The 22,708-nt window shown below is 49.6% G+C and carries 23 protein-coding genes; 9 read left to right on the top strand and 14 right to left on the bottom strand.

What is annotated here, in order from left to right; all coding sequences use genetic code 11:
• Nucleotides 1-140 precede the first annotated feature (140 nt).
• From EOE67_RS10785 to EOE67_RS10775, 3 genes are all read left to right on the top strand, one after another.
• The gene (locus EOE67_RS10785; protein ID WP_127699088.1) at nucleotides 141-383 is read left to right on the top strand and encodes a type II toxin-antitoxin system Phd/YefM family antitoxin; all 243 of its coding nucleotides are present in this window, start codon (nucleotides 141-143) and stop codon (nucleotides 381-383) included.
• An 8-nt stretch (nucleotides 384-391) separates the two neighbouring features.
• A complete protein-coding gene (locus tag EOE67_RS10780) occupies nucleotides 392-691 on the top strand; it encodes a type II toxin-antitoxin system RelE/ParE family toxin (protein WP_127699087.1) in 300 nt (99 codons plus the stop codon).
• Between the two features lie 194 nt (nucleotides 692-885).
• A complete protein-coding gene (locus tag EOE67_RS10775; protein WP_240652784.1) occupies nucleotides 886-1,776 on the top strand; it encodes a DMT family transporter in 891 nt (296 codons plus the stop codon).
• Nucleotides 1,777-1,860: 84 nt separating this feature from the next.
• Here the strand turns inward: EOE67_RS10775 and EOE67_RS10770 are convergent, their stop codons facing one another.
• The 4 genes from EOE67_RS10770 to EOE67_RS10755 are packed head-to-tail and all read right to left on the bottom strand — an operon-like array spanning nucleotide 1,861 to nucleotide 6,471.
• A complete protein-coding gene (locus tag EOE67_RS10770) occupies nucleotides 1,861-3,075 on the bottom strand; it encodes an ABC transporter permease (RefSeq protein WP_127699085.1) in 1,215 nt (404 codons plus the stop codon).
• A 10-nt stretch (nucleotides 3,076-3,085) separates the two neighbouring features.
• Nucleotides 3,086-4,396 carry an ABC transporter permease gene (locus tag EOE67_RS10765; protein WP_127699084.1) on the bottom strand — a complete coding sequence of 437 codons (1,311 nt, stop codon included), beginning with the start codon at nucleotides 4,394-4,396 and terminating at the stop codon, nucleotides 3,086-3,088.
• Between the two features lie 2 nt (nucleotides 4,397-4,398).
• Nucleotides 4,399-5,139, bottom strand: a complete 741-nt coding sequence (locus tag EOE67_RS10760; protein WP_127699083.1) for an ABC transporter ATP-binding protein — start codon at nucleotides 5,137-5,139, stop codon at nucleotides 4,399-4,401.
• A 48-nt stretch (nucleotides 5,140-5,187) separates the two neighbouring features.
• The gene (locus tag EOE67_RS10755; RefSeq protein ID WP_240652783.1) at nucleotides 5,188-6,471 is read right to left on the bottom strand and encodes an efflux RND transporter periplasmic adaptor subunit; all 1,284 of its coding nucleotides are present in this window, start codon (nucleotides 6,469-6,471) and stop codon (nucleotides 5,188-5,190) included.
• Between the two features lie 419 nt (nucleotides 6,472-6,890).
• Here EOE67_RS10755 and miaB point away from each other — a divergent pair, with 419 nt between their 5' ends.
• The 5 genes from miaB to lnt all read left to right on the top strand — a co-directional run bounded on the left by miaB (nucleotide 6,891) and on the right by lnt (nucleotide 12,489).
• Nucleotides 6,891-8,315, top strand: coding sequence for a tRNA (N6-isopentenyl adenosine(37)-C2)-methylthiotransferase MiaB (gene miaB / locus EOE67_RS10750; protein ID WP_127699081.1), 1,425 nt, complete (start codon nucleotides 6,891-6,893; stop codon nucleotides 8,313-8,315).
• Nucleotides 8,316-8,376: 61 nt separating this feature from the next.
• A complete protein-coding gene (locus EOE67_RS10745) occupies nucleotides 8,377-9,522 on the top strand; it encodes a PhoH family protein (RefSeq protein ID WP_127699080.1) in 1,146 nt (381 codons plus the stop codon).
• Entirely contained in the window at nucleotides 9,519-9,977 is a 459-nt protein-coding gene (gene ybeY / locus EOE67_RS10740) for an rRNA maturation RNase YbeY (protein ID WP_127699079.1), read from the top strand. The genes EOE67_RS10745 and ybeY overlap by 4 nt, the downstream gene beginning before the upstream one ends.
• Nucleotides 9,978-9,996: 19 nt before the next feature.
• Nucleotides 9,997-10,869, top strand: a complete 873-nt coding sequence (locus EOE67_RS10735) for an HlyC/CorC family transporter (RefSeq protein WP_127699078.1) — start codon at nucleotides 9,997-9,999, stop codon at nucleotides 10,867-10,869.
• Nucleotides 10,870-10,881: 12 nt separating this feature from the next.
• Nucleotides 10,882-12,489 carry an apolipoprotein N-acyltransferase gene (lnt, locus tag EOE67_RS10730; RefSeq protein WP_240652782.1) on the top strand — a complete coding sequence of 536 codons (1,608 nt, stop codon included), beginning with the start codon at nucleotides 10,882-10,884 and terminating at the stop codon, nucleotides 12,487-12,489.
• Here lnt and EOE67_RS10725 read toward each other — a convergent pair whose 3' ends face one another.
• The 4 genes from EOE67_RS10725 to EOE67_RS10710 form a co-directional block, all read right to left on the bottom strand.
• Nucleotides 12,490-13,416 (bottom strand): chemotaxis protein, encoded by a 927-nt coding sequence (locus EOE67_RS10725; protein ID WP_127699077.1) that lies wholly within the window; start codon nucleotides 13,414-13,416, stop codon nucleotides 12,490-12,492.
• Between the two features lie 188 nt (nucleotides 13,417-13,604).
• Nucleotides 13,605-14,885, bottom strand: a complete 1,281-nt coding sequence (locus EOE67_RS10720) for an RNA polymerase sigma factor (protein WP_127699076.1) — start codon at nucleotides 14,883-14,885, stop codon at nucleotides 13,605-13,607.
• Between the two features lie 21 nt (nucleotides 14,886-14,906).
• The gene (locus EOE67_RS10715; protein ID WP_127699075.1) at nucleotides 14,907-15,251 is read right to left on the bottom strand and encodes a YciI family protein; all 345 of its coding nucleotides are present in this window, start codon (nucleotides 15,249-15,251) and stop codon (nucleotides 14,907-14,909) included.
• A gap of 21 nt (nucleotides 15,252-15,272) precedes the next feature.
• Nucleotides 15,273-15,722 (bottom strand): YybH family protein, encoded by a 450-nt coding sequence (locus EOE67_RS10710; RefSeq protein ID WP_127699074.1) that lies wholly within the window; start codon nucleotides 15,720-15,722, stop codon nucleotides 15,273-15,275.
• A 466-nt stretch (nucleotides 15,723-16,188) separates the two neighbouring features.
• Between EOE67_RS10710 and EOE67_RS10705 the strand changes: the two genes are divergently transcribed.
• Nucleotides 16,189-16,734, top strand: a complete 546-nt coding sequence (locus EOE67_RS10705; RefSeq protein ID WP_127699073.1) for a glycine zipper 2TM domain-containing protein — start codon at nucleotides 16,189-16,191, stop codon at nucleotides 16,732-16,734.
• Between the two features lie 103 nt (nucleotides 16,735-16,837).
• On the opposite strand, the gene EOE67_RS10700 is transcribed toward EOE67_RS10705, so the two are convergent.
• The 6 genes from EOE67_RS10700 to EOE67_RS10675 form a co-directional block, all read right to left on the bottom strand.
• Entirely contained in the window at nucleotides 16,838-17,389 is a 552-nt protein-coding gene (locus EOE67_RS10700; protein ID WP_127699072.1) for a cytochrome b, read from the bottom strand.
• A gap of 72 nt (nucleotides 17,390-17,461) precedes the next feature.
• Nucleotides 17,462-17,788, bottom strand: a complete 327-nt coding sequence (locus EOE67_RS10695; RefSeq protein ID WP_127699071.1) for a hypothetical protein — start codon at nucleotides 17,786-17,788, stop codon at nucleotides 17,462-17,464.
• An 86-nt stretch (nucleotides 17,789-17,874) separates the two neighbouring features.
• Nucleotides 17,875-18,930, bottom strand: coding sequence for a LacI family DNA-binding transcriptional regulator (locus EOE67_RS10690; RefSeq protein WP_127699070.1), 1,056 nt, complete (start codon nucleotides 18,928-18,930; stop codon nucleotides 17,875-17,877).
• Between the two features lie 32 nt (nucleotides 18,931-18,962).
• Nucleotides 18,963-19,643, bottom strand: a complete 681-nt coding sequence (locus EOE67_RS10685; RefSeq protein ID WP_240652781.1) for a DUF2959 domain-containing protein — start codon at nucleotides 19,641-19,643, stop codon at nucleotides 18,963-18,965.
• Nucleotides 19,644-19,689: 46 nt separating this feature from the next.
• Complete coding sequence (locus tag EOE67_RS10680) at nucleotides 19,690-22,110, bottom strand: Lon protease family protein (RefSeq protein WP_127699069.1); 2,421 nt, start codon at nucleotides 22,108-22,110, stop codon at nucleotides 19,690-19,692.
• Between the two features lie 119 nt (nucleotides 22,111-22,229).
• Entirely contained in the window at nucleotides 22,230-22,682 is a 453-nt protein-coding gene (locus EOE67_RS10675; RefSeq protein WP_127699068.1) for a zinc ribbon-containing protein, read from the bottom strand.
• Nucleotides 22,683-22,708 lie beyond the last annotated feature (26 nt).

The following is a 22,708-nucleotide window of genomic DNA, read 5'->3' as shown; positions in this document are numbered from 1 at the left end:
GAAACCGCAGGAAAGGTGACCCTAATCTCTCGAAAGCCCGCGTTACGAGGGATCAAGATAAAATCGCACGATTTAATCATATTGACCGTTTCATGCGATAAAATGTATGCTTCATTTATCGCTAAATCTGGAGTTTAATTATGCAAACCCTCACCGCAAATGACGCCAAACGCAATTTTGGTGAGTTACTGCTAAACGCTCAACGTGAACCGATCAAAATTAGCAAAAACAGTAAAGATGCTGTAGTCGTGATGTCGATCCACGATTATGAAGCACTGGAAGCGATGAAAGCTGATTACCTGAAACACTGCTTTCACGCTGCGAAAGAAGATTTGGCGCAAGGCAATATTGTTGATGGCGAAAGTTTTCTCAAGGCTCTGTAAGTACGCAGATGCAGCATAACCGATATAAATTGAGCAACTTGGCTCAAGTGCATTTACATAAAATCAAAGACTATAGCATTCAGAATTTTTCTGAATCACAGTGGCACAAATACAAAGAAGTTCTGTTATCCGGCTTTCAGATGTTAGCGGACAATCCGGGTTTGGGCCGACCTTGCACAGAGATTTACTTGAACGGATTCTACTTTCCAATTGGTAAACACACGGCCTACTTCACAAAAGAAACCGACTTTATCCTGATCGTTGCCATATTAGGGCAACCACAACTGCCACAAAATCATTTGAAATAGCATGCTCATCACTTGCTGGCAGCTTATCTGCCTTTAGTAAATTTCGGTTAGTTTGTGGATGTTTTTGGCAGCAAACGGCACCGAAGCGGGCGATGACGCTTCGCTTATCGCCCCTACGCCGCGTGGTGCAGGCATGCTAAACTCCCGCCACTTTCCAAGCCGGAAACACCGGCATACAGCAAACTGCAGTGCCCATGCCCACAAAAATGCCAATAAAAATTCCAGTTATCAACACCATCAAACCGCTCTACGCAGCGGCACTGCTACTTCTACTCGCTGAAGCCTGCTTCGCCGGCATCGGCGCTTTAGTAAAACTCACCAGCGCCAGTGCCAGCGAGGCGCAGGTGGTGTTTTTCCGAAATTTTTTTGCGCTGTTGGTGATGTTGCCGTGGATTATTAGTCAGGGTGTGCAGATCCTAAAAACCAAACGTTGGTATCTGCATTTAAGTCGCGCCACTACCGGCATTATTTCGATGTACTGCTTTTTTTATGTGATTAGTCAGTTGCCGTTGGCGCAGGCGATGTTGGTGTTGTTGCTCTCCCCCTTTGTGGTACCGATTATTGCGCGGTTTTGGCTGAATGAACGGCCAAGCCGCTTGACCTTATTTGCGATAGTGCTGGGTTTTGTTGGGGTTTTTATTGCCATTCCGCTTGGCGGGCAAGCCGGTAGCCTGGTTATTTTATTGCTGGGTTTATTATCCGCTGTACTGGTGGCGGTGACCAAAACCACCATCCGTTATATGTCGGATACCGAACCTGCCGCGCGTACGGTGTTTTATTTCTCGTTGCTGACCGCCATTATTTCGTTTGTACCGGTGCCGTTTTATTGGAATCCGCTACCTGCGGTGGCCTGGTGGGCTTTTGCCGGGATGGGCCTGTTGGCTGCTGTTGGTCAAATGGCGATGACCAAAGCCTATGCGTTGGCACCAGCCAGTGATATCGGCATGTGGACTTATAGCAGTATTATTTTTGCTGGTTTATTTGGGTATGTATTCTGGCAAGAACCGGTGACGATGGCTTGGTTTGGCGGAGTGTTGATTATTTTTTACGCCGGATACATTACGACGCGACAAAGGTTGTTATGAGTCGTGTTCGCCGCAGCAGCAAGGAACTAATCTCCACGCTGATGCGGCATGTTATGGCTTTATTGAACTATTAAATCATTCAATTTAAACACTACGCGTCGCAGTAGCAGGTGAAATCGCCGCGGCTTTGCGCGCCGGATAAAACACCGCCAGCTGACCCACCAGATACAACGCCAGTACACCTACCACCAACAGCTGCGGCTCTAACGGTGCAAGTTCAAATTTACTGACTAACCAAATATTCAAGCCCACGGCCGCGATAGCGCCAATCACCACGCCTAAGGTACTGATCAGGAAGTTTTCCAGCATAAAATAGCGCATCACCTGCAACTGGGTTGCCCCTAAAGCGCGGCGGGTGCCGATTTGGCGGCGGCGGCGGTTGATGCTGAACATCGCCAGGCCAACAATGCCGAAAGCGGTGATCAAGGTTAAAATCACAATCACCAACAGCAGAATTTTATTTAGCGCATTGTGACTGCGGTAGCTGTCCTCGCGGGTATCTTCTAAGCTAGTAACGTTCCGGATAATGCGGTTTTTATCCGATTCGGCCAGCGCTTTTTCGATAATTGGCATCAGCTCATCACGCCGTCCGGGCTCGGTCCGGATGATATAGCGGCTGTTACGCGTTTCCATCTGAAACGGCACCAGCATGCTGCGCTCGACGCCATCCCAGCCATTCCACGGCGCTTGCAAGGTTTTGACAATACCGCTGATTTGCACTGCTTCGTTCTGGTTGATGTACACCGTTTTGCCAAGTGCGCTCTGATAAGCGCCCGGATACAAAGATTCGGCCATCGCCTGACTGACAATCGCCCGCGCCGGCCAGCTCACTGACGTTGCTGGACGCCACTCAATATCGGTCAGCTGGAAGTTTTCGCCGGCAATCAGCTCTAATCCCAGCGTATTGATGCCATGGTCGTCGACCATATAAACTGCAACACCGATGCTGTTTTCGCCCTCACCGGCTTTGTGTTGCAAACCCATCGACCAGCCGCCGCCACTCAGTGGAATGGCGTTGATCTGCGTCGCGTTCACCACACCAGGAATGCCGCGAATGAGTCGCAGATCATCGGCCAGCGCCGCTTCATGGTTATAGTTCTGACCAAACACGGTATTGCTTAAATAAAACAAATTCGCTTCATCCAGACCACTTGGCCTGGCCATCTGGCTACTGCGCTGCTGCATCATAAAAATGGCATTGACCATAATGCTCAGCGTTAACGCTATTTGCAGCGCAATCAGAATTGCCCCGACTTTTTGCCGTAATAAGGCTCGAAAAATTGGACCTAATTCAAACATTTCAAGCTCCTTATTGGCTTTTCAGCTGTTGTGACGGTTGCACAGTGCAAGCACGCCAGGTTGGATACAAACCCGCCAGTAAACTGGAGACCAGCGCCAGCAACATCGCCAGCCCCACCATTGCCAGATCCAGCTCAGCCAAACCTTTCATTTCATCGCCATAAAGCGCCTGCACGCCTTGTAAACCAAGCCAGGCGAACACCAATCCCAACAAGCCACCGGCAATGCCGATACAACCAGCTTCAGTCAGATATTGGGTAAATAAATCCTGCCGACTGGCGCCAAGTGCTTGGCGCAGGCCGATTTGTGGCGCTTTACTTAAGAATTTCGCCAGCAATAAGCCGATAGTATTCAGTAGACACACCAGCAAAAACATCAGCGACATCACCATCATCAGGCTGGCGTCTTGCGCCACCACTTGCTGATTTTCCATCCACTGCATCACATCGCTGAGCCGGTTGTTGACTGGCCGCTCAAACCGGCCGAGTTTTTTCTGCTCGCTGACATAAGCATTTAAAAAGGTCAGATAATCTTGCTTTTCCTGCTCATTACGCAGCTCGACCCAAAATTGTGTCCAGACACATTCCGAATTTAAGAACGCCTCATAACCTTCACCACTGGGTTTCCAGCAATTGGTATTGCCGTTGCGGCTAATTTTCTGCTGCGAGATCAAACTAAAAGGCACAAAAACTTCTTCTACTTCGTTAAAAGCACCGGTGGTGATGTCGTAAAAACGCGGTCTTGGCTGCCAGTTGGCAATCACGCCGACCACCTGATAATAATCCCCCGCCAGTTTTACTTTTTCGCCGACCGAATCACGACCGCCAAATAACCGATCGTTCAGGCTTTGGCTCAGCACCACCACTTGCTGCATCGATTCATCGGCACTGCGATCCCAGCTACCGCCAAATAAAAACGGCACTTCAAACATCGCAAAAAAATCGGCGGAATTGGCGCGGCCAGAGACCTGAAACGGCAAACTGTCTTTACCTTCCGGCTCCAGCACCGCCGTCATTTGCGCCTGCACCACTTGCCGGAACGCTTTATTTGCTGCCCAAAGCGCAGTGGAGTCGCGATAAGTCAGTTGATCCGGTGGATCGCCGTTGTCGTTGGCCGGTTCATGCGGATCCCAGTTATCCAACTGCACATAAAACAGTTGCTCACTTTTGGTTGGAATAGGGTTGGCCGACATCAGATAGTTGACAGTGACCGTGGTCATGGCAGCGCCGATGCCCAGACCAATCGCCAACACCATCAGCAGACTTAAACCATAACTTTGCCGGATGCTGAGCCAGGCTAAACGCAGATAATAGGCAAACATGCTCAGACTCCTGCCACTTTGGCGCTGTGTTCAGTAGCGCTCGGGGACACGATATGCAATGGTTCGTGCAGGGTTGCAGTCAATTCGGATACCCGGCCATCTTTAATCAGAATCTGCCGTTTCGCGCGTTGTGCCAGACCATGGTCGTGCGTCACCATAATGATGGTGGTGCCCTGGCGGTTAATATCTTCCAGCAGCGCCATCACACTTTGCGCCATTTGGCTATCGAGGTTACCGGTCGGCTCATCCGCCAGCAAAAAGCGTGGGCTGGTGGCAAGTGCCCGGGCAATCGCCACCCGTTGTTGTTGACCGCCTGACAGCTGACTGGGCAAATGTTTCATTCTTGACGCCAGCCCCACCAATTCCAGCTGTTGTTCGATACGGCGTTTACGCTCTTTGGCGTCAAAACCGCGATAGCGCAGCGGTACATCGACGTTGTCGAACAAGTTCAGCTCCGGAATTAAGTTAAAGCTTTGGAAAATAAAACCTATTTTCTGATTGCGCATTTTTGAGCGCTGGCTGTCGCTTTGTTGATTGACGTTTTCACCATCCAGCAAAAACAAGCCGGAACTGGCCACTTCTAACAAACCGGCGATATTTAAAAAGGTGGTTTTACCCGAGCCCGATGGACCGGTAACACTGACAAAATCACCTTCCTGCACTTCTAAATCCACCTCACGCAGCGCATGGGTTGACACTTCACCGGTATGAAATACTTTGCCTAACTGTTTCATTAGCAACATAAAATAGCCCTCAAGGCGGCACTGGCCGCTGTTGTTGATTTAACTGAATTAGTGATTTAACTGGATTTGTTGAGCGCCGTTAAACATATCGGTGCCGGAAATAATGATTTGATCGCCTTCGGCTAAACCGCTCAGCACTTCTACTGCGGATAAACTGCGGGCGCCGATGGAGATGGGAGTTTTCACCGCCAGGCCATTTTTAACGATGTAAGCAAACTGGCCATTCGAGCTTTCCAGGAACTGACCACGCGAGACCTGCAACACCGCGTCGCGTTGCTCCAGTAAAATCCGGCTGGCGAGGCGTTGGTTTTGACGAAGGCCCGGTGGCGAGGCTTTTTCAAAGCGCACCCGGCCAGTCACCTGATTGTCGACAATTTCTGGCGACACACTGACTAACCGTGCCGGATAGGTTTGTTGATCCAGGGTAATATCCGCCGGCATGCCAATCGCCAAATCGTCGGCGTAGTTTTCCGGAATGGCAATTTCCACTTCAAACTGAGTTAAATCGACCACCGACAACAGCAGCTGATTTTTGGTTAAGTAGGTTTTATTGTCAGTCGCCAGATTGCCGATGATGCCATCGACCGGCGATTTGACCTGCAGTGCGTCGACCTGACGGCTTAAATTCGCCACCAACAAGGTCTGGCGTTGTAATTCTTGTTGCAGCGCGGTTGATTCAAACTCCAGGCTTTCTTTATTCAGCACCGCATCTTTCACCGCATGCTGATGCTGCAACGAGGCGTTATTTAAATCATCACCGGCTTTTTCATAATCAATCTGGCTAATGGCTTTCACGCTATAACCTTGTTCGGCACGGCGTTTTTCGCGCTCGGCAGTAATGAGCGCGACTTTGGCTAAATCAACGGCTTTTTGGTCGATTAGCTGTTGTTTGCGCGATTGAATGATTTGCCGCTCCAGGCCAGTGCTCAGGCTATTCAGCGTGGCTTGTTCCTGTTTAAGCTTGCTATCGAGTTCCGGGCTGTCGATGGCGGCAATCACATCGCCTTTTTTCACCTGGGTGCCGGCTTCGGCAAAAAAGCTAACCGTACCATCGGCAGAGGCGTAAAGTTTTGGACTCACCGCCGCCACCACTTTGCCCTGCACCGACACATCCCGGACAAAAGGCGCCGTTTTGACGCTGTCCAGCCGCACCCGTGACATCGCCACCGACATATCCGATTGCTGCCAGTTGGAAAGCAAAGGCGTCACTTGCCACAACAGCAAGGCTGCCGCTGCGACAATCATCGCCAACATGATGATTTTTTTCGATTTTAGCGGTTTGGTATCGCGGATTTCATCCTGAGCGCTCGGCTCGGCAATTTTGATAGTCACGGTGCATCTCCAATTCATTCCTGCAAACTCAGTCGCAGTGACTTTGGAAATGGTTTAGCAAAATCTGAAATTATTTTTGGTCAGCAGCGAAACGAAAACGCAGGTATGAGGCAGGTGCTTGAAATAACACAACTACTTCTGTGCGCTGTAGGTTTTACTGCCAAAAAAAATCCCCAATCACAACAGAGGCATGATCAGGGATTGGGAAGTTGCTACGAACGATAAATCCAGTGTAGTTCAGTAAAATCAGCTTGCAGGTTAATTAGTCTTTTCTGAATCAAAAAATCCTTTGCAGCAATTGCACACACTTGCCAACCCCAGCTGTGCTAAAACCACACAAGCTATAGCACTTCAGTGATGGCTCGGGTAAAATGCCAGCCCTTTTGTAGTTGACGACTTTATACAGGCACCAAAATACCATGAGCAAAAAGCTGCACATTAAAACCTGGGGCTGCCAGATGAATGAATATGATTCATCCAAAATGGCCGACTTGTTGGATGCCACTCATGGCTATACCCTGACTGAAAACGCTGAAGACGCTGACGTCATTTTATTAAATACCTGTTCCATCCGCGAAAAAGCGCAGGAAAAAGTATTTCACCAATTGGGCCGCTGGCGCCCACTGAAAAAGAAAAATCCTAATTTAATCATCGGTGTTGGTGGTTGTGTTGCATCACAGGAAGGCGCATCCATTCGGGAGCGTGCACCTTACGTCGACATTATCTTCGGGCCACAAACCCTGCACCGCTTGCCGGAAATGATTAATTCGGTCAAAGGCGACCGCTCACCAGTGGTTGATGTTTCATTCCCTGAAATCGAAAAATTTGACCGGTTACCAGAGCCAAAAGCCGACGGTCCAACCGCCTTTGTCTCGATCATGGAAGGCTGCTCAAAATACTGTACTTTCTGCGTGGTACCTTACACCCGCGGTGAAGAAGTGAGCCGTCCACTTGATGATGTACTGCTGGAAATCGCGCAACTGGCTGAACAAGGCGTGCGTGAAGTGAATTTATTAGGCCAGAACGTCAACGCTTATCGCGGTGAAACGCATGACGGTCAAATTTGCCACTTCTCTGAATTGCTACGCTTAGTCGCCGCTATCGATGGTATTGACCGCATTCGCTATACCACATCGCATCCTGTTGAATTTACAGACGATATTATCGAAGTGTACCGTGATATCCCGGAATTGGTTGATCACCTGCATTTACCGGTACAATCGGGCTCAGATCGCATTCTGACGTTGATGAAACGTAATCACACCGCGCTTGAATACAAAGCACAAATTCGCAAACTGAAAAAAATCCGCCCGAATTTAAGTATGTCGTCAGACTTTATTATTGGTTTCCCTGGTGAAACGGCCGAAGATTTTGCCCAGACCATGGATTTAATCGCCAATATTGGCTTTGATATGAGCTTTAGTTTCATTTATAGCGCCCGTCCTGGCACACCAGCGGCAGATTTGCCGGATGACGTCAGCGAAGATGAAAAAAAGCAGCGGCTATATATTCTGCAAGATCGCATCAACCAACAATCACTGCAGATTGCCCGTGGCATGCTGGGCACCGAGCAACGGGTATTGGTCGAAGGTCCGTCGAAAAAAGATCTGATGGAACTTACCGGCCGCACTGAGAATAATCGGGTGGTGAATTTTGAAGGCACCCCTGATATGATTGGTGGCTTCGTTGATATTAAAGTGACAGACGTATTCACTAACTCTTTGAAAGGTGTGGTTATTCGCACTGAAAAAGAGATGGATTTACGCCGCGAAATATCACCACAACAAATTCTGGCGCGTCAGCCAAAAGCAGATCCACTTGGGGTACAAAGGTTTCAGCCCTGAGTCTAACTAAGTTTCTAAGGCCGCTAAATAAAGCGGCCTTGTTTACAAGAGAACAGGCCCATTGGACAACCCAATCAGCAGTATCGAATTTAAAGTAGAACCCACTGACCACCAACGGCTGTCGCTGTTATGTGGCCCCTTCGATGACCATATCCGCCAGATTGAACGGCACTTTCGGGTACAGCTCAGCTTTCGCGACGACAAGTTCCGTTTACTGGGTCTGACCGCACAAGTGCCACTGGTGCAACAATTGGTTGAGCAACTCTACGCAGAAACGCTGAGTCCGGCGGGCAAACTGGTGCCATTAACCGCCGAGCAAGTGCATCTGGCGATGAGTGGTATTGACCATCCGGCGACCTTGATCCAAGTCGATGAGCAGGCGCAAGAAGTCAGCATCAAGACTAAAAAAGGCATGATCAAGGGCCGTAATCCGAATCAGAGCCGCTATGTCGCCAATATTCTGCGCCATGACGTGACTTTTGGTATTGGCCCGGCAGGTACCGGGAAGACTTATTTAGCGGTCGCTTGTGCGGTCGATGCGCTGGAAAAAAATCAGGTGCGGCGCATTGTGCTGACCCGTCCAGCGGTCGAAGCTGGTGAAAAATTAGGTTTTTTACCAGGTGATTTAGCGCAAAAAGTCGACCCTTACCTGCGTCCGTTGTACGACGCTTTGTTTGATATGCTGGGTTTTGAAAAAGTCGAAAAGTATCTGGAACGTGGCACCATTGAAATTGCGCCGCTGGCTTATATGCGCGGCCGTACTTTAAGTGATGCATTTATTATTTTGGATGAAAGCCAGAACACCACGGTTGAACAGATGAAAATGTTCTTAACCCGGATTGGTTTTAATTCCAAAGCGGTGATCACTGGCGATGTAACGCAGGTCGATTTACCCCGTGGCACTTATTCTGGCTTAAAACATGCGATTGATGTGCTATCTGAAGTTGATGCACTGAGCTTTAACTATTTTGTTGCCAAAGATGTGGTGCGCCACCCGGTAGTGCAAAAAATCGTGATTGCTTATGAAGCTTTTGAAGCTGCTGCCGCGGTGCGCAAACAAGCTGAAAAAGAAGCGGCTTTGCTGGCGCAGGCTGCTGCGAATACCGCTGCAACTGTTGTGATACCAGCCACAGCTGCGACCACAGAAGCAAAACCAGCCAGCCGTCGTAAAACGGTCACTAAAGCTGCGGATACTGAAACCCCATGAGCATCATTCTTGATTTACAGCTGGCCTCAACCGCCAGCAATCTGCCGTCCGAAGCGCAAATTCAATTGTGGCTGAATGCAGCAGTCTCGCCTTTTCAGCCGGTGGCTGAAGTCACAGTGCGGATTGTCGATGAAACCGAAAGTCAGCAACTGAATTTTGACTACCGCGAAAAAGACAAACCAACCAATGTGCTGAGCTTTCCATTTCAATGCCCACCGGGGATTGAACTGCCATTATTAGGCGATTTAGTGATCTGTGCCGGCGTCGTCGCGCAGGAAGCCAAGGAGCAAAATAAAAGCCTGGATGCACATTGGGCACATATGGTGGTGCATGGCAGCTTGCATTTACTTGGCTTTGACCATATAAATGATGATGACGCTTTGGAAATGGAAGCGGAAGAGATCCAAATTCTGGCAGAACTGGGTTTTGCCGATCCTTATTTGATTCAAGACTAACGGAGCTGGTTTTTTTATTATGGGTGACGACAATCCACACTCGGGACGCGGTTCTGCCGCTAAATCATGGTTAGAACGTATTGCCGCCATATTTACCGCAGAACCACAACAAGTCTCAGATCTGGAAGATATTATTGCCGAAGCCAATTCGCGCAATCTGATTGATTCCGACACCAAGGGTATGCTGCAAGGTGTACTGGATGTCTCCAAAATGCGCGCCCGCGATATTATGGTGCCCCGTTCGCAAATGGCGACGATCGATATCGATCAGCCGTTGGCCGAATTTTTACCTATTCTGCTCGAAAATAATCACAGCCGTTACCCGGTGGTCAACGAAGATAAAGACCATATCGAAGGTATTCTGATCGTCAAAGACATTCTGAAATATGCACTGACGCCCGATATTGAATGGGAACTGAAAGATTTATTGCGCCCGGCAGTGATTATTCCGGAAAGTAAAAGAGTCGATGCCTTACTGAAAGAATTCCGCCAAAAACGCTACCACATGGCCATCGTCGTCGATGAATATGGTGGGGTGTCAGGCCTGATCACCATCGAAGATATTCTGGAGCAGATCGTCGGCGATATCGAAGATGAACACGATGACGAAGAAGGCGATGATATCCGCAAGCTTGGCAGCAATGTGTTTATGGTCAGTGCGTTAACCCCACTCGACGAATTTAACGAAAGTTTTAGTACCGGTTTTGACGAAGAAGAAGCTGGCACCATCGGTGGAATTGTATTACACGCTTTTGGCCATATGCCGGCCAAAGGTGAAACCATTCAGCTCGAAGGGCTGGTCTTTAAGGTCACCAAAGCCAATAGCCGCCGTCTGGTGCAGTTGCAGGTAATCCGACCAAAACCAACAGAAGATGCTGAATTACAGCGGTAAGGAAAGTTGTCCGTGTTAAGTTTGAAATTTTCCCGCCCTGATTTGCTGCGAACACTGCTGCAAAGCCTATTGCTGCTGGTCGCTGGCCTTGCCAATACCCTGGCGTTTGCGCCTTATGAAATGACCGCTTTGCCGCTCTGCACCCTGGCGCTGCTGAGTCTGGTGCTGTTTCAGTGTCAAAGTACCGGCAAAGCCGCCTGGTTTGGTTTTATCTACGGTGTTGGCTGGTTTGGCCTTGGCGTGAGCTGGGTGCATGTCAGTATCGCTGCTTTTGGCGGCATGCCACTCGTTGCCAGTTTAGGCATTATGGCATTACTAGTTGCGTATTTAAGCCTGTTCCCTGCCCTCGCAGCCTGGTTGAGTTGTCACCCGCGGCTGAACGCAACCACATCGACTGGCAAACACCCGCTTAAACATCCGCTATGGTGGCCTTTGTTGCTCGCCAGCAGCTGGGTCCTAGCCGAAAATCTGCGTTCGTGGTTATTCACGGGTTTTCCATGGTTATCATTGGGTTATAGCCAGACCGAAGGTTTTCTGGCGCCTTATGCACCCTTGATTGGCGAAACCGGCATTACTTTTATCATGGTTTTTGCAGGTGCCAGTCTGATGCTGCTGGTGCACAAACAATGGCGTATGGCGCTGGTTGCTGCAGTGCTGTTGCTGGCAAGTCCGCTGCTGAGTCAGCTCAAAGGCTGGCAATTGCTGGATGAAAAAGTCAGCGTGGCTTTGGTGCAAGGCAATATCAAGCAAGAACTGCGCTGGGCACCAGAGCAAGAACTGCCGACGATGAAAAAGTATATGCAGTTGACTAAACCGCATCTGCAACAACAAATCATTGTCTGGCCGGAAGCTGCTATTCCACAGCTCGAACCACTGGCCCAAGCGTATTTATTCAATCTTGATATGCAAGCGGCGGAAAATAACAGCGCTGTGATCACCGGTATTCTTGATTACAAACGCAATAACGATGCTTATAACGGCATGATTGTGCTGGGGAAAAGCGGTACTGCAGCAACCGCAGGCGACTATATTTACGAAACGAGAAACCGCTATCAGAAACACCAATTATTGCCAATAGGCGAATTTGTGCCCTTTGAGCGGTTGCTGCGTGACATAGCGCCCTTTTTTGATTTACCGAATAGCTCGTTCGCCCGTGGCGACTGGCAGCAGCCCAATTTACAAGCCAACGGTTATCAGTTGCTCGCTGCTTTGTGTTTTGAAATTGTGTTCCCGCGGCAAATTCAGGCCAACTTTACCGACGATACCGATTTTTTGCTGACCGTCAGCAATGACGCCTGGTTTGGCTCATCCATTGGCCCGCTGCAACATATGCAAATCGCCCAGATGCGCGCGCTGGAATTTGGCCGGCCGCTGCTGCGCGCCACCAATAATGGCGTGACCGGCATCGTTTTGCCAGACGGAAAGTTACAGGCGGTACTGCCGCAGTTTGAGGATGGTGTATTGGCTGCTGACGTTCAGCTAGCTACAGGCCGGACTTTGTATAGCAAAACCGGCGATTGGCCTTTGCTGATGTTGGCTGGATTATTGTTGCTGTGGATAGGATTTTCCAGCTGGCGTCAACAACGCCAGCTGGAAAGGAATATCAAGGATGAAGGCTAATTAGACCGTCGACATCCACTGCTGCACTGCAGACACCAGCTCATCCGGGTGGAACTTAGCAATAAACTGATCCGCCCCAACTTTGCTGACCATTGCATTGTTAAACACGCCACTGAGTGACGAGTGCAAAATCACGTGAATACGTTTTAAATGCTCATGCGCTTTAATTTCAGCGGTTAAGGTATAACCGTCCATCTCCGGCATTTCGATATCGGAAATCAGCAGTGGCACCTTGCCCGACACATCACCGCCCAGCTCTTCTGCTTTGGCCAATAGCCAATCCAGCGCCATCCGGCCATCGTTGACCGTTTGAATTTCTACGCCAATGGCTGACAGCGCCCGTTTTACCTGATTTCGAGCCACCGCAGAGTCATCGGCCACCAACACCACCAGATTTTTAAAATCAACGTCTTTGCTTTTCTCTTTCACCGATTCGCTGACCGTTTCATCGACCGGCGAAATTTCGAAAAACACTTTTTCGACATCCAGAATTTGCACTAATTTGTCATCAACCTTGGTTACCGCCGTGACGTAATGCGCTTTGCCCGCCCCCTGTGGCGCCGGCATAATTTGTTCCCAGTTACTGCTGATGATCCGGTCAACCCCTGAGACTAAAAAGCCTTGGGTATGCCGGTTGTATTCGGTGACCAGCACATAGGCAGTCGCTAAATCGGTGATCATCGGGCCACCGGTCGCCATGCTTAAATCGATCACAGTGACAGGTTCACCACGCAGATGGGCAATGCCGCGGACGTTTGGATGCGATCCAGGTAAGGCACTTAATTCCGGACACTGCAGCACTTCGCGCACTTTAAACACGTTGATCCCAAACGGCTGGGTGCCGTAAAGCCGGAATAACAGCAGCTCCAGCCGGTTTTGGCCGACAATATTGGTTCTTTGGTCCACGCTGGACATCAGGCTACTCATGCTTTTCCTCATCAGATTAGGATGACCGGTTCAATACCGGTTTTTCATTAGCGACATCTGAACAAGATAGGCGAAAAACTCTAATAATGCTCGTGGTTTAGCATCACCAATGGCTGTCTAACGAAAATATTCTGCCGATGGTAAAAATCATTGAAAAAGTGCAGCTGGTGGTTGCTGCTCTTTGTGTGTTACTTCGCAGCTAAATCCTGTAACCGCTGCTGCAAAAACTGCTCGTCTGCGTTGGTGGTTGCCAGCGCCAAAGCTTGCCGGTAAAAATTAATAGCTTCGCCGTTCTGCCCAAGCTGCCGATGAAAATCTGCCGCCACCGCAAATAGTAAGTGATATTGCGCCAGATGTTCATCTGCCAGCAGCGGCGCTAACTGCATCAAAGCCGCCGCCGGGCCATGGCACATACTAAAAGCAACCAGTTGATTTAATGCCACCACCGGCGTTGGTTCCAACCGGTATAACAGTTGATATAACGCATGAATTTGCGGCCAGTCGGTGCTGGCACTGTCGGGGCTTTCACTATGCACCGCCGCAATCGCTGCCTGAATGGCGTAAGCTCCAATCCGACCTGAAGATAAAGCGGTTTCAACGTGCCGGATCCCTTCAGTAATCATGGCTTGATCCCAGTGCTGGCGTTGCTGATCCGCCAGCAAAATCAACTCACCTCGCGCCGTAAACCGCGCTTGTCGCCTGGCATGTTGCAATAATAACAGCGCCAACAGACCACAACTTTCAGTATCAAAATGTAAAACCAGCAATTGCCTTGCCAAATCAATGGCTTGTTGTGCCAAATCAGCTTGCTGCATCCCGTCGTCGGGCGCCGACTGCTGGCATGGCATCGAATAGCCTTCATTAAACAGCAAGTAAATCACTTTATGCACCGCCTGTAACCTTGGTGCTAGCTGTTGCGGTGGCGGCACCTGATAGGGAATGGCGGCGGCTTTAATTTTCTGTTTGGCACGGACGATGCGCTGAGCAATGGTTGATGGCGTCTGTAAAAAAGCCCTGGCGATTTGCTCGGTGGTTAAGCCACACACTTCCCGCAAGGTCAGCGCTAGTTGTGCTTCCAGTGACAATGCCGGATGGCAACAGGTAAAAACCAGCCGTAGATAATCATCCGGCCATTGTTGTTCCATTTGCAGTGCAAAGCTGTCGCCCGCTTCTTCTGATGCGATCTGCGCCAGCACTACTTCACCATCGCTGACAAAACGCTGTTGCTGGCGCAGTTTATCAATGGCCTTAAACCGCCCGGTCGATATCAGCCACGGCACCGGCGATGCTGGCACGCCGGTTTGCGGCCACTGCACCAGCGCCGCACTAAATGCTTCCTGCAAAGCATCTTCGGCCCGGTCAAAATCACCGAGCAGCCGGATCAACGTCGCCAGCACTTGCCGGGAATGTTGCTGATACAGTTGCTCAATTTGTGCGGCAAGCGCGGTGGCGGATTGCAATATTGGCATCGTCAGGTTCCTGGGAGCGGCTTAAACGACCAACTGCCTTACTGGCCGCACTTCGACACAACCAACCCGTGCCGCCGGAATACCCGCGGCCAGCTGCAATGCTTCGTTTAAATCCCGCGCTTCAATCAGGTAAAAACCGGCCAGCTGCTCTTTAGTTTCGGCAAAAGGCCCGTCACTAAGCAACACTTGCCCGGCACGCATCCGTACCGTGGTAGCCGTCGCGACCCCTTGTAATGCTTCCGCCGCCAGCATCCGGCCACTGTGCGCCACTTGCTCGGCATAGGCCTGACATTCGGCGTCCTTTGGACTTTCCGGCAAGCTATGCAACAACTGTTCGTTGCTGTAGACCAGGCATAAATATTTCATCGGCTTTCCTTCGATTTGTTCTTAATCAGGCTGCAGCGAAAACATCGGTGCATTGCTTTCCATATCAAATGGCACCGAAAAATGCTCATGCACCACTTGCCACTGACCTGCTGTTTTGCGCCAGCACTGGGTGGTTCGCATCCAGCAACCTTGTTCTTCACCTTGCTCGTTGCTGCCACCACATTGGATCAGCGTATGGCTGAACGCTAAATCAGCATTGGCTTCAACTTCAAGCTGCGCCATCCGAAAAATCGACGGGCCACCACCACAATGGGACATACAATTTTCCCAGTGTGCCCGATACACTTCAACACCACGAAACTGCAGTTTTTGAATAGCGTCAAAGGATCGAATGTGTGGCGCATAAATGGCCATCACCCGGCTGAGATCTTTTGCTTGCACCGCTTCGGTCCAGCTGGCTAAAATTTCACGAATTTGTTGTTCAGCGCCTTGTTGTTGAGTCTGTTGCATGGATATTCTCCTTCAGTTGCAGATAACTGCGATTAGTTGCGGGTAAATGCGAAATAGCTGTTATAGTCGAACCATTCTTCAGATAATCGACAAGCCGCTTGAAAAATAATTCTGTTTTTTAACGCGCGACCTTTCTATCAAACCATAAACCTCTGATTTATTTAAAATTATACTGACGATATAACTTCATGTACTTCAGCACGCGCGCCGTCAGCAGCGATTAAACCTGCTTGACCCTATTTTTGTATGCCCAAAATCATTGAAGATGCGGAGGCCACGGTGGAACCGCGGCAACTGAACGCCGCCAGGAGCATAGTAGTCCTATGTGACTGGGGGCGTGAAGGCGGCCAACAACCCCGCAACTTCAAGGATGAAGGGGATATATGCCGTTCAGCTTAAGTACAGCCAATTGGCGGTACCTTTAGCCCATCTTCTTCGCCAGTTGGCTGTAATTAAGGACTTTTTTATGAATAATTCAATGTTAGTCGGATCGATCATTGGCGCTATCGCCGTTACCGCTTTAGGCTCAGTCGCCGGTTACAAATATCTGGATCAAGAACCACAATATGCGGAAGTTGTCAGCAGCAAAGCCATTATCGAAACTTACAGTGAGCCGGTTGAACAGTGTAAAGATGTGATAGTGCAACAGAAAAAAGCGGTGAAAGATGAAAACCAAATCACCGGTACCGTACTTGGCGCCGTGGTTGGTGGCGTGTTGGGCAACCAGATTGGTGGTGGTTCCGGTAAAAAAGTGGCAACAGTTGCCGCAGCTGCAGCTGGTGGTTATGCCGGTAAACAAGTACAACAAGATATGCAAAACAACGATGTTGAAAGTCAGAACAAGCGTGTTTGCAAAACTGTACAGCAACAAAAAGAACGCACCGTCGGTTATGACGTGCGTTATTTACTGAACGGTGAGTTAAAGAATATTCGGATGGATCAAAAACCAGCCGAAAAGATTTTAATCAAAGATGGTCAGGTGATTGCGGCGACTTTGCAAGCTGGTTCGTAACCGCTAGCCCGTAATAAGTAGCATCAGCACTGTTTTTAAAAAAGCCGAAGCGACACTTCGGCTTTTTGCTATCTGCGATAACCACAAGCAGCACAACAGCAGGTTACTTCTTAAAACTCATCCGCACTAAGGTATTGTCTTTTAACCAATAATGATGAAATAACGCGGCTAAAGCATGTATGCCTATCAGGTAATAGCCAACGGTAGCGCCAATTTCATGCAAGTCTTCCAGCCATTCAGCTGTCGCGGCATCGGTAGCAATCAATGCCGGTAACTCTGTGCCAAAGAACCGCAGCGGCACTGCATCGGCCGACAACAACAATAACCCCAATACCGGCATCACCAACATCAAAGTGTAGATGGCCAAATGCACCCCTTTTGCCAACAGCTGTTGCCAATGGGGTTGCGGTGGATTGATCACGGGTGTTGGCTGCTTAAATCTGGCGAACAGCCGTATCGCCAATAACAGTAAAATGCAGATCCCAAACCAATAATGGCTGGTTTTCATCAGGTCACGCCCCGGCGTACCACGCTCAAAAATATCGCGAAATTCCATGCTGACATAAACGCAAATAAACAGCAGCACTGTTAGCCAGTGAATAGTGACGGTTAACCGGTTAAAACGATGTGGACTGGGGAGATTTGATGCTGACAATCTGAACTCCTGACGATTTTAAGCTGGAATAACGAGGGCTGTTTTTTGAGTTGTAGCCTGTAGCGTCAGCGTTTACCAGCGCCCAAAATACTGATCAATCAACAAGGTCAGTTGCTCGTTGAGTTCAGCTTCAAGATCGTCGGCATTGGCCTGATACAACGCAAAATAACGCGCCGCCTGCGCCGGATTTAAGCTTCGTCCGGCCAGGGTGCACTGCATTTCCGGCAAACTTTTATCAAACCGTGGCACTAAAATCCAGCGCATAAAGCCAGCGGTATGGGATGTCACCAACGGCTGCGAGAACTTACAGAAATCTTCAATATAATCGGCACCTTGCGGACCCAGACAGCCAGGTTCCACCCGATAAATTACTTCCAGAATTGCCGTTGTTGCCGTCATTGAGCTTCCATTACATACGCCACTGAACCCAGTAAAACTAACTTAGCAGAAGCTGCTTGCCAACAGCAACAAAAAAGCCTTACTGATTAACAGCTTTGCCGAATCACCAAATCACAGTGCAGTTCAACATCACCACTTAGCTCGCCCGCCAGCAAGCGACTTGCCGCCAGCCGGCCTTTTTCAGCACTATATTGCTGAATGGTGGTCAGCGCCGGATAAAAACGCTCGCCCTCTTCAATGCCATCAAAACCCACCACCACCAGCTCTGACGGAATGTCGATACCCAACTCACGCGCTACCATCATCGCCGCGAGCGCAATCCGATCGCTCATGCACAATAAAACGCTGGGACGAACCGCTTGTTGCAAAGCTTCGCGCGCAGCCATCAATGCCTGTTCGTGCTGATTGACCGGGATATGCCACACCGCTTCGGCCGGCAATTCACGGTCAACTTCTTTGGCCGCCGCCAGATAGCCTTCTAACCGGCGTCTGGAAATCGCCTGCTCCGACCGATACAGCTCATCCGGCTGAATACGACAGACCCGATCCGACTCAATCAGCCGCAAACCGAGCACGGCAATTTTGCCGGGCATCACGCCAAAAGCATGCAGCGCAATATGCTTGGCCGAACTGAAGTTATCAATATTGACCGAAGGTAAATCTTCGACGTTGCAGTCGACGGTGATCATCGGCTTTTGCTGGCGCAAAATACGCTCCAGCTGCTCCGGGTTATTCGGCGCGCCGTATAGAATAAAACCATCTGGCACCGCTTCGGCACTGCTGCTGCGGCTGTTGTGGGTGCCGGACAACAACAATAAATCGCGGCCTTGATGTTGTAATACTTCGGCAACGCCTTTAATTAACTGATTCGCCACCGGATCGCTCACCGAATATTCCAGCGTGTCCGACAACAAAATCGCAATAATACCTGATTTGCCAGTGCGTAAACTGCGGGCAGCGGCATTAGGGCCGCTATAGCCCAGCACTTCACATTGCGCCAGAATTTTCAGCCGCAGTTCCGGCGACAACTGATCCGCCCGGTTAAATGCATTGGAGACAGTCGCGACGGACACGCCGAGTTCAGCAGCCACCGTTTTCAGGTTCTGTTTTTTTAATTTTGCCTGCGGTAGCCCTGTACTCACGCCAAACCTCTCTTTGTGGTTTTTGTTGTCGATCAGCCGTTATTATTCATATTGGCAATAAACTGGTTGGAATCGGCAATAGCCCGGTTCATTTCGCTGATCAGGCTGTTGACGTCCTGCTGCAGCACGCCAAATTCGCCCTGAATAGCGCCAACGGCTTTTGCATTTAAGTTATGCTTTAAATACAAAACGTTATCATTGAGCACCCGCAGCACCGGCGGCATTTTGCTCTCGGCACGGCGCATCACTTTGACCAGGGCATTAAACTGCCGTTTGGTCTCCAGCAGCTTCTTTTTGCTGTCGATTTTCAGTTGCTTGTTCTGATATTGCGCCAGTTCTGCTTCCCATTCATCAAATAAATCAAAAGCCACAGTTTCGACTTTATTGATCCGGCTGGTGACTTCGTCCGCTGATTTTTTACTGTCGTCATATTGTGCGCTGAGGGCTTCGTAGCGCTGCTGTAAATTGCCACCATGAAAATTCAGCAACTGGCTCATCTGATCCAGCGCATCTTTAAATTCCTGCTGACTGACCTGCTGCGCATCACGTGCTTCTTCCACCCGGTCGATCAGAATATCGCGTTTATGCACCCCAACTTTTTCCATCGCGGCGTAATAGGCCGTGGTACAACCAGGCAACAGAACCAATGATGCCAGCAGAGAAGCCAGCCCCAGCGTTTTAACTAAAGTGGGTAGTTTCAACATCTTTTGCATCTTCACCTTGTTTAACTTTATACAATTCAATTCTTTATTTATCGTCTTATTCATCGTCGGAAGAACCATTCACCAGCTCGGCGATCGCTGCCAGTCGACTCATCGTCAGCGCATTTAAGGTTTTTTTCGGGTACTGACCACGGCTGTTCTTTACACCAGCCACCACGCCGGTCAGCAGTTCCAGCGCATCATCGACGGTTTTGGCGACATAAATATGGAACAGACCCGCTTCGACCGCAGCCACCACTTCATCGTTCAATACCAGATTCAGCTGATTGCTGGCCGGGATCACCACACCTTGAGTACCGGTTAAACCACGCGACTGACACAAACGGAAATAACCTTCGATTTTTTCATTCACCCCACCAATCGCCTGCACCTGACCGTGTTGGTTGATTGAACCCGTTACCGCCAAAGACTGATGAATAGGCACATTACAGATAGCAGAAATGAGCGCACAGACTTCAGCCAAGGAGGCGCTATCGCCATCAATCAGGCCATAAGACTGCTCCATCGCGATATTGGCCGATAAGGTCAGCGCAAATGTCTGCGCATATTTGGCACCCAGATAACCAGTCAGCAGCATCACACCTTTGGAGTGGATGGCTTTACCCAGTTCGACTTCACGCTCGATATCAATGACCCCATTCGAGCCCGGATAAACAGTCGCACTGATCCGCGCTGGTGTACCAAAAGCCGTGTCGCCAATTTCCAGTACCGTTAAACCGTTAACTTTACCCACAGCGCCGCCGTCGGTATCAATCAGAATTTGGCCTTCCTGAATATCTTCTAAAAAGGACTCACTAATACGACCGGTGCGGTATTGTTTTCCCGCCAGCGCCTGCTGAATATGCAGTGCAGTGAGCTCGGCATCGCCGCTTTGATTGGCGTAATAACAAGCTTCGCGCACCAATTCCAGCACATCGGCAAAGCGCGCCGATAATTTGCGCTGATGTTCGGCCTGGCGAAAACTAAAGTGCAGCAATTGTTTCAGGCCACAAGCGGTTAACGGACCGGCGTCCAGCGCCTGGATCTGATCCTGTAGCTGCAACGACATATACTTCATGGTCTGAGCATTAAAAGGCAAATAATGTTCAAAATCAGCCAAAACCCGGAATAACTCATTAAATTCGTCGTCGCCATCCTGCACCAGATAATACAAATCGCGGGAACCCAGCAGCACAATTTTCACATTCAGCGGAATGGCTTTTGGGGTGATGATGGTGGAATTGGTCACTGCATGGTCGGACAGGGTATCGATATTAATATCGCCGCTTTTCAGCGCTAATTTCAGCGCATCCCACACCGCAGGCTGCGACAACAAACGGTCGGCATCCAAAATCAGATAACCGCCATTGGCTTTATGTAAAGCACCAGCGCGGATCATCCGGTAATTAGTGTAAAGCGCGCCTTGCTCTGAGCTGTATTCCACCCGGCCAAATAAGTTGCCGTAACTTGGGTTGGGTTCAAACACAATAGGCGCGCCGGACATCAGCTCATGATGCACCAGCACATTGGGCACAAAATCGCCGATAAACAAACTACGCAAATCCATTTCTTCGAGCTTGTCGGTTTCCAGCTCTTCTGGCAGTAATTCCAGTACCGCTTTAATCAGCTCGGGTTTCATTTCACGTAAATAACGCAAAATACCCAGTTCAGTAATGTAATCGTGTTCCAGTTGTTTCAGTAACGGTTTAATTGCCTGTTCGATGGTGTCGCGTCTTAAAGTCCGTAAATTTTCGGAAAGTTCGCGTTTCCATTGTGGCAGTTCAATCAACTGTTCGTTGAGGATGGTTTCCAGTTCAGACACTAAGCCGTAGAAAAACTGCCGTTTATCGTCGGATAAATTAGCGAATTCGGCATCGTCTAACGGCTTGCCATCGACCACTGGTGAAAAACTGACAGCGCCGTTTTCTTCATACAACACCACTTGTTTTTCCAGCGCTTTGCGCTCAACCAGCTCAATAGCTGCTTCGTATTTGTCATCAAAGGTGGCGTGAATGGCTTTTTTCTTACGCTGATAACCCGGGTTATCAAAAGCGGCCGGAAAGGTATCGAGCAGTTCATCAATTAAAGCTTCGATTTTTTTAACCAGCACCCGGCCTTCACCGGGCAACAGGCGTAGCGTTTGTGGAATGCGTTCATCATCGAAGTTATTGAGATAACACCAGTCGTCCGGTGTTTCTTTTTCACTGGCGGCGGACTGCAGAATATCCTGCACCAAAGTAAAGCGCCCCAGCGCCGGCTCACCCATCACATAAAGGTTGTAGCCCGGCATGTCCATACCGATAGCAAAAGACAAAGCGGCTTTGGCACGGTCCTGACCAATAAAAGTACTGCTAAAACCGGCGACATCTAAAGCATCGGTAATCAGCTGCTGATCGAGTTGCGGGCCAAGCTGGTCAACGGGCAAAGCAAAGCTTTGGATATGAGTAGAAGCGGCTTTGGTTACGGCCGGATGCGTCATGCAAATTATTCCCGGAAAAAAAACTGACGCCTATAGTAACAAAAACTACTCAGGGCGAAAGTGGCTAAATGCAGCCGTCTGATTTGAATGCTGAGAAATCAGCAGGATCTGCCAGGCAATTACACTGGCAGACCCTGACGGCGAAATCGGATAGCACCGCAGGCAGCGCATTCGCCCAGCATAGCCGGGTGATAAAAAACCACAGATCCACCACAGTCATAACAACAATACATCCCCATCCCCACTTCCTCACCGGCCAGATAAACCCCGTTGTGGACAAAATCACTTTGCAGGTCTTGCCACTCCAGTTGCGTTTTGTCGGTGACCTGCGCTAATTCATACCACAGCGTTTCCGGCCACAACGACGGCATCGTCTGTTCATCAGACTGCCTGCGGAACGTTTCGATAAACAGGCTGGTTTCGTAAGCAGTAAGGTCGTTTCCGGCTTTCCAGTAAGCTTTGAGAGTTTCGCTGAGATTAAATAACTGCGTCACTTGTTGCTGTTTAGCCTGGCTAATGGCTGCGGCAAGCTCATTGAGCCATTGCTGATAACGGGTATGAAAATCCTGCATCAATATTCCCCTTGTGACAAAAGGTA

Origin of the sequence: Rheinheimera riviphila, from assembly GCF_004005945.1 — a bacterium.
Classification (GTDB): Bacteria; Pseudomonadota; Gammaproteobacteria; order Enterobacterales; family Alteromonadaceae; genus Pararheinheimera; species Pararheinheimera riviphila.
Note: the sequence above shows the minus strand (reverse complement) of the source record. Positions and strands in the feature narration are given on the sequence as shown.

Excerpts from the sequence above, each read along its gene's own strand:
- EOE67_RS10785 (WP_127699088.1), top strand. The coding sequence starts at position 141 with ATGCAAACCCTCACCGCAAATGACGCCAAACGCAATTTTGGTGAGTTA.
- EOE67_RS10780 (WP_127699087.1), top strand. The coding sequence starts at position 392 with ATGCAGCATAACCGATATAAATTGAGCAACTTGGCTCAAGTGCATTTA.
- EOE67_RS10775 (WP_240652784.1), top strand. The coding sequence starts at position 886 with ATGCCCACAAAAATGCCAATAAAAATTCCAGTTATCAACACCATCAAA.
- EOE67_RS10770 (WP_127699085.1), bottom strand. The coding sequence starts at position 3,075 with ATGTTTGAATTAGGTCCAATTTTTCGAGCCTTATTACGGCAAAAAGTC.
- EOE67_RS10765 (WP_127699084.1), bottom strand. The coding sequence starts at position 4,396 with ATGTTTGCCTATTATCTGCGTTTAGCCTGGCTCAGCATCCGGCAAAGT.
- EOE67_RS10760 (WP_127699083.1), bottom strand. The coding sequence starts at position 5,139 with ATGTTGCTAATGAAACAGTTAGGCAAAGTATTTCATACCGGTGAAGTG.
- miaB (WP_127699081.1), top strand. The coding sequence starts at position 6,891 with ATGAGCAAAAAGCTGCACATTAAAACCTGGGGCTGCCAGATGAATGAA.
- ybeY (WP_127699079.1), top strand. The coding sequence starts at position 9,519 with ATGAGCATCATTCTTGATTTACAGCTGGCCTCAACCGCCAGCAATCTG.
- EOE67_RS10735 (WP_127699078.1), top strand. The coding sequence starts at position 9,997 with ATGGGTGACGACAATCCACACTCGGGACGCGGTTCTGCCGCTAAATCA.
- EOE67_RS10725 (WP_127699077.1), bottom strand. The coding sequence starts at position 13,416 with ATGAGTAGCCTGATGTCCAGCGTGGACCAAAGAACCAATATTGTCGGC.
- EOE67_RS10720 (WP_127699076.1), bottom strand. The coding sequence starts at position 14,885 with ATGCCAATATTGCAATCCGCCACCGCGCTTGCCGCACAAATTGAGCAA.
- EOE67_RS10715 (WP_127699075.1), bottom strand. The coding sequence starts at position 15,251 with ATGAAATATTTATGCCTGGTCTACAGCAACGAACAGTTGTTGCATAGC.
- EOE67_RS10710 (WP_127699074.1), bottom strand. The coding sequence starts at position 15,722 with ATGCAACAGACTCAACAACAAGGCGCTGAACAACAAATTCGTGAAATT.
- EOE67_RS10705 (WP_127699073.1), top strand. The coding sequence starts at position 16,189 with ATGAATAATTCAATGTTAGTCGGATCGATCATTGGCGCTATCGCCGTT.
- EOE67_RS10695 (WP_127699071.1), bottom strand. The coding sequence starts at position 17,788 with ATGACGGCAACAACGGCAATTCTGGAAGTAATTTATCGGGTGGAACCT.
- EOE67_RS10685 (WP_240652781.1), bottom strand. The coding sequence starts at position 19,643 with ATGCAAAAGATGTTGAAACTACCCACTTTAGTTAAAACGCTGGGGCTG.
- EOE67_RS10680 (WP_127699069.1), bottom strand. The coding sequence starts at position 22,110 with ATGACGCATCCGGCCGTAACCAAAGCCGCTTCTACTCATATCCAAAGC.
- EOE67_RS10675 (WP_127699068.1), bottom strand. The coding sequence starts at position 22,682 with ATGCAGGATTTTCATACCCGTTATCAGCAATGGCTCAATGAGCTTGCC.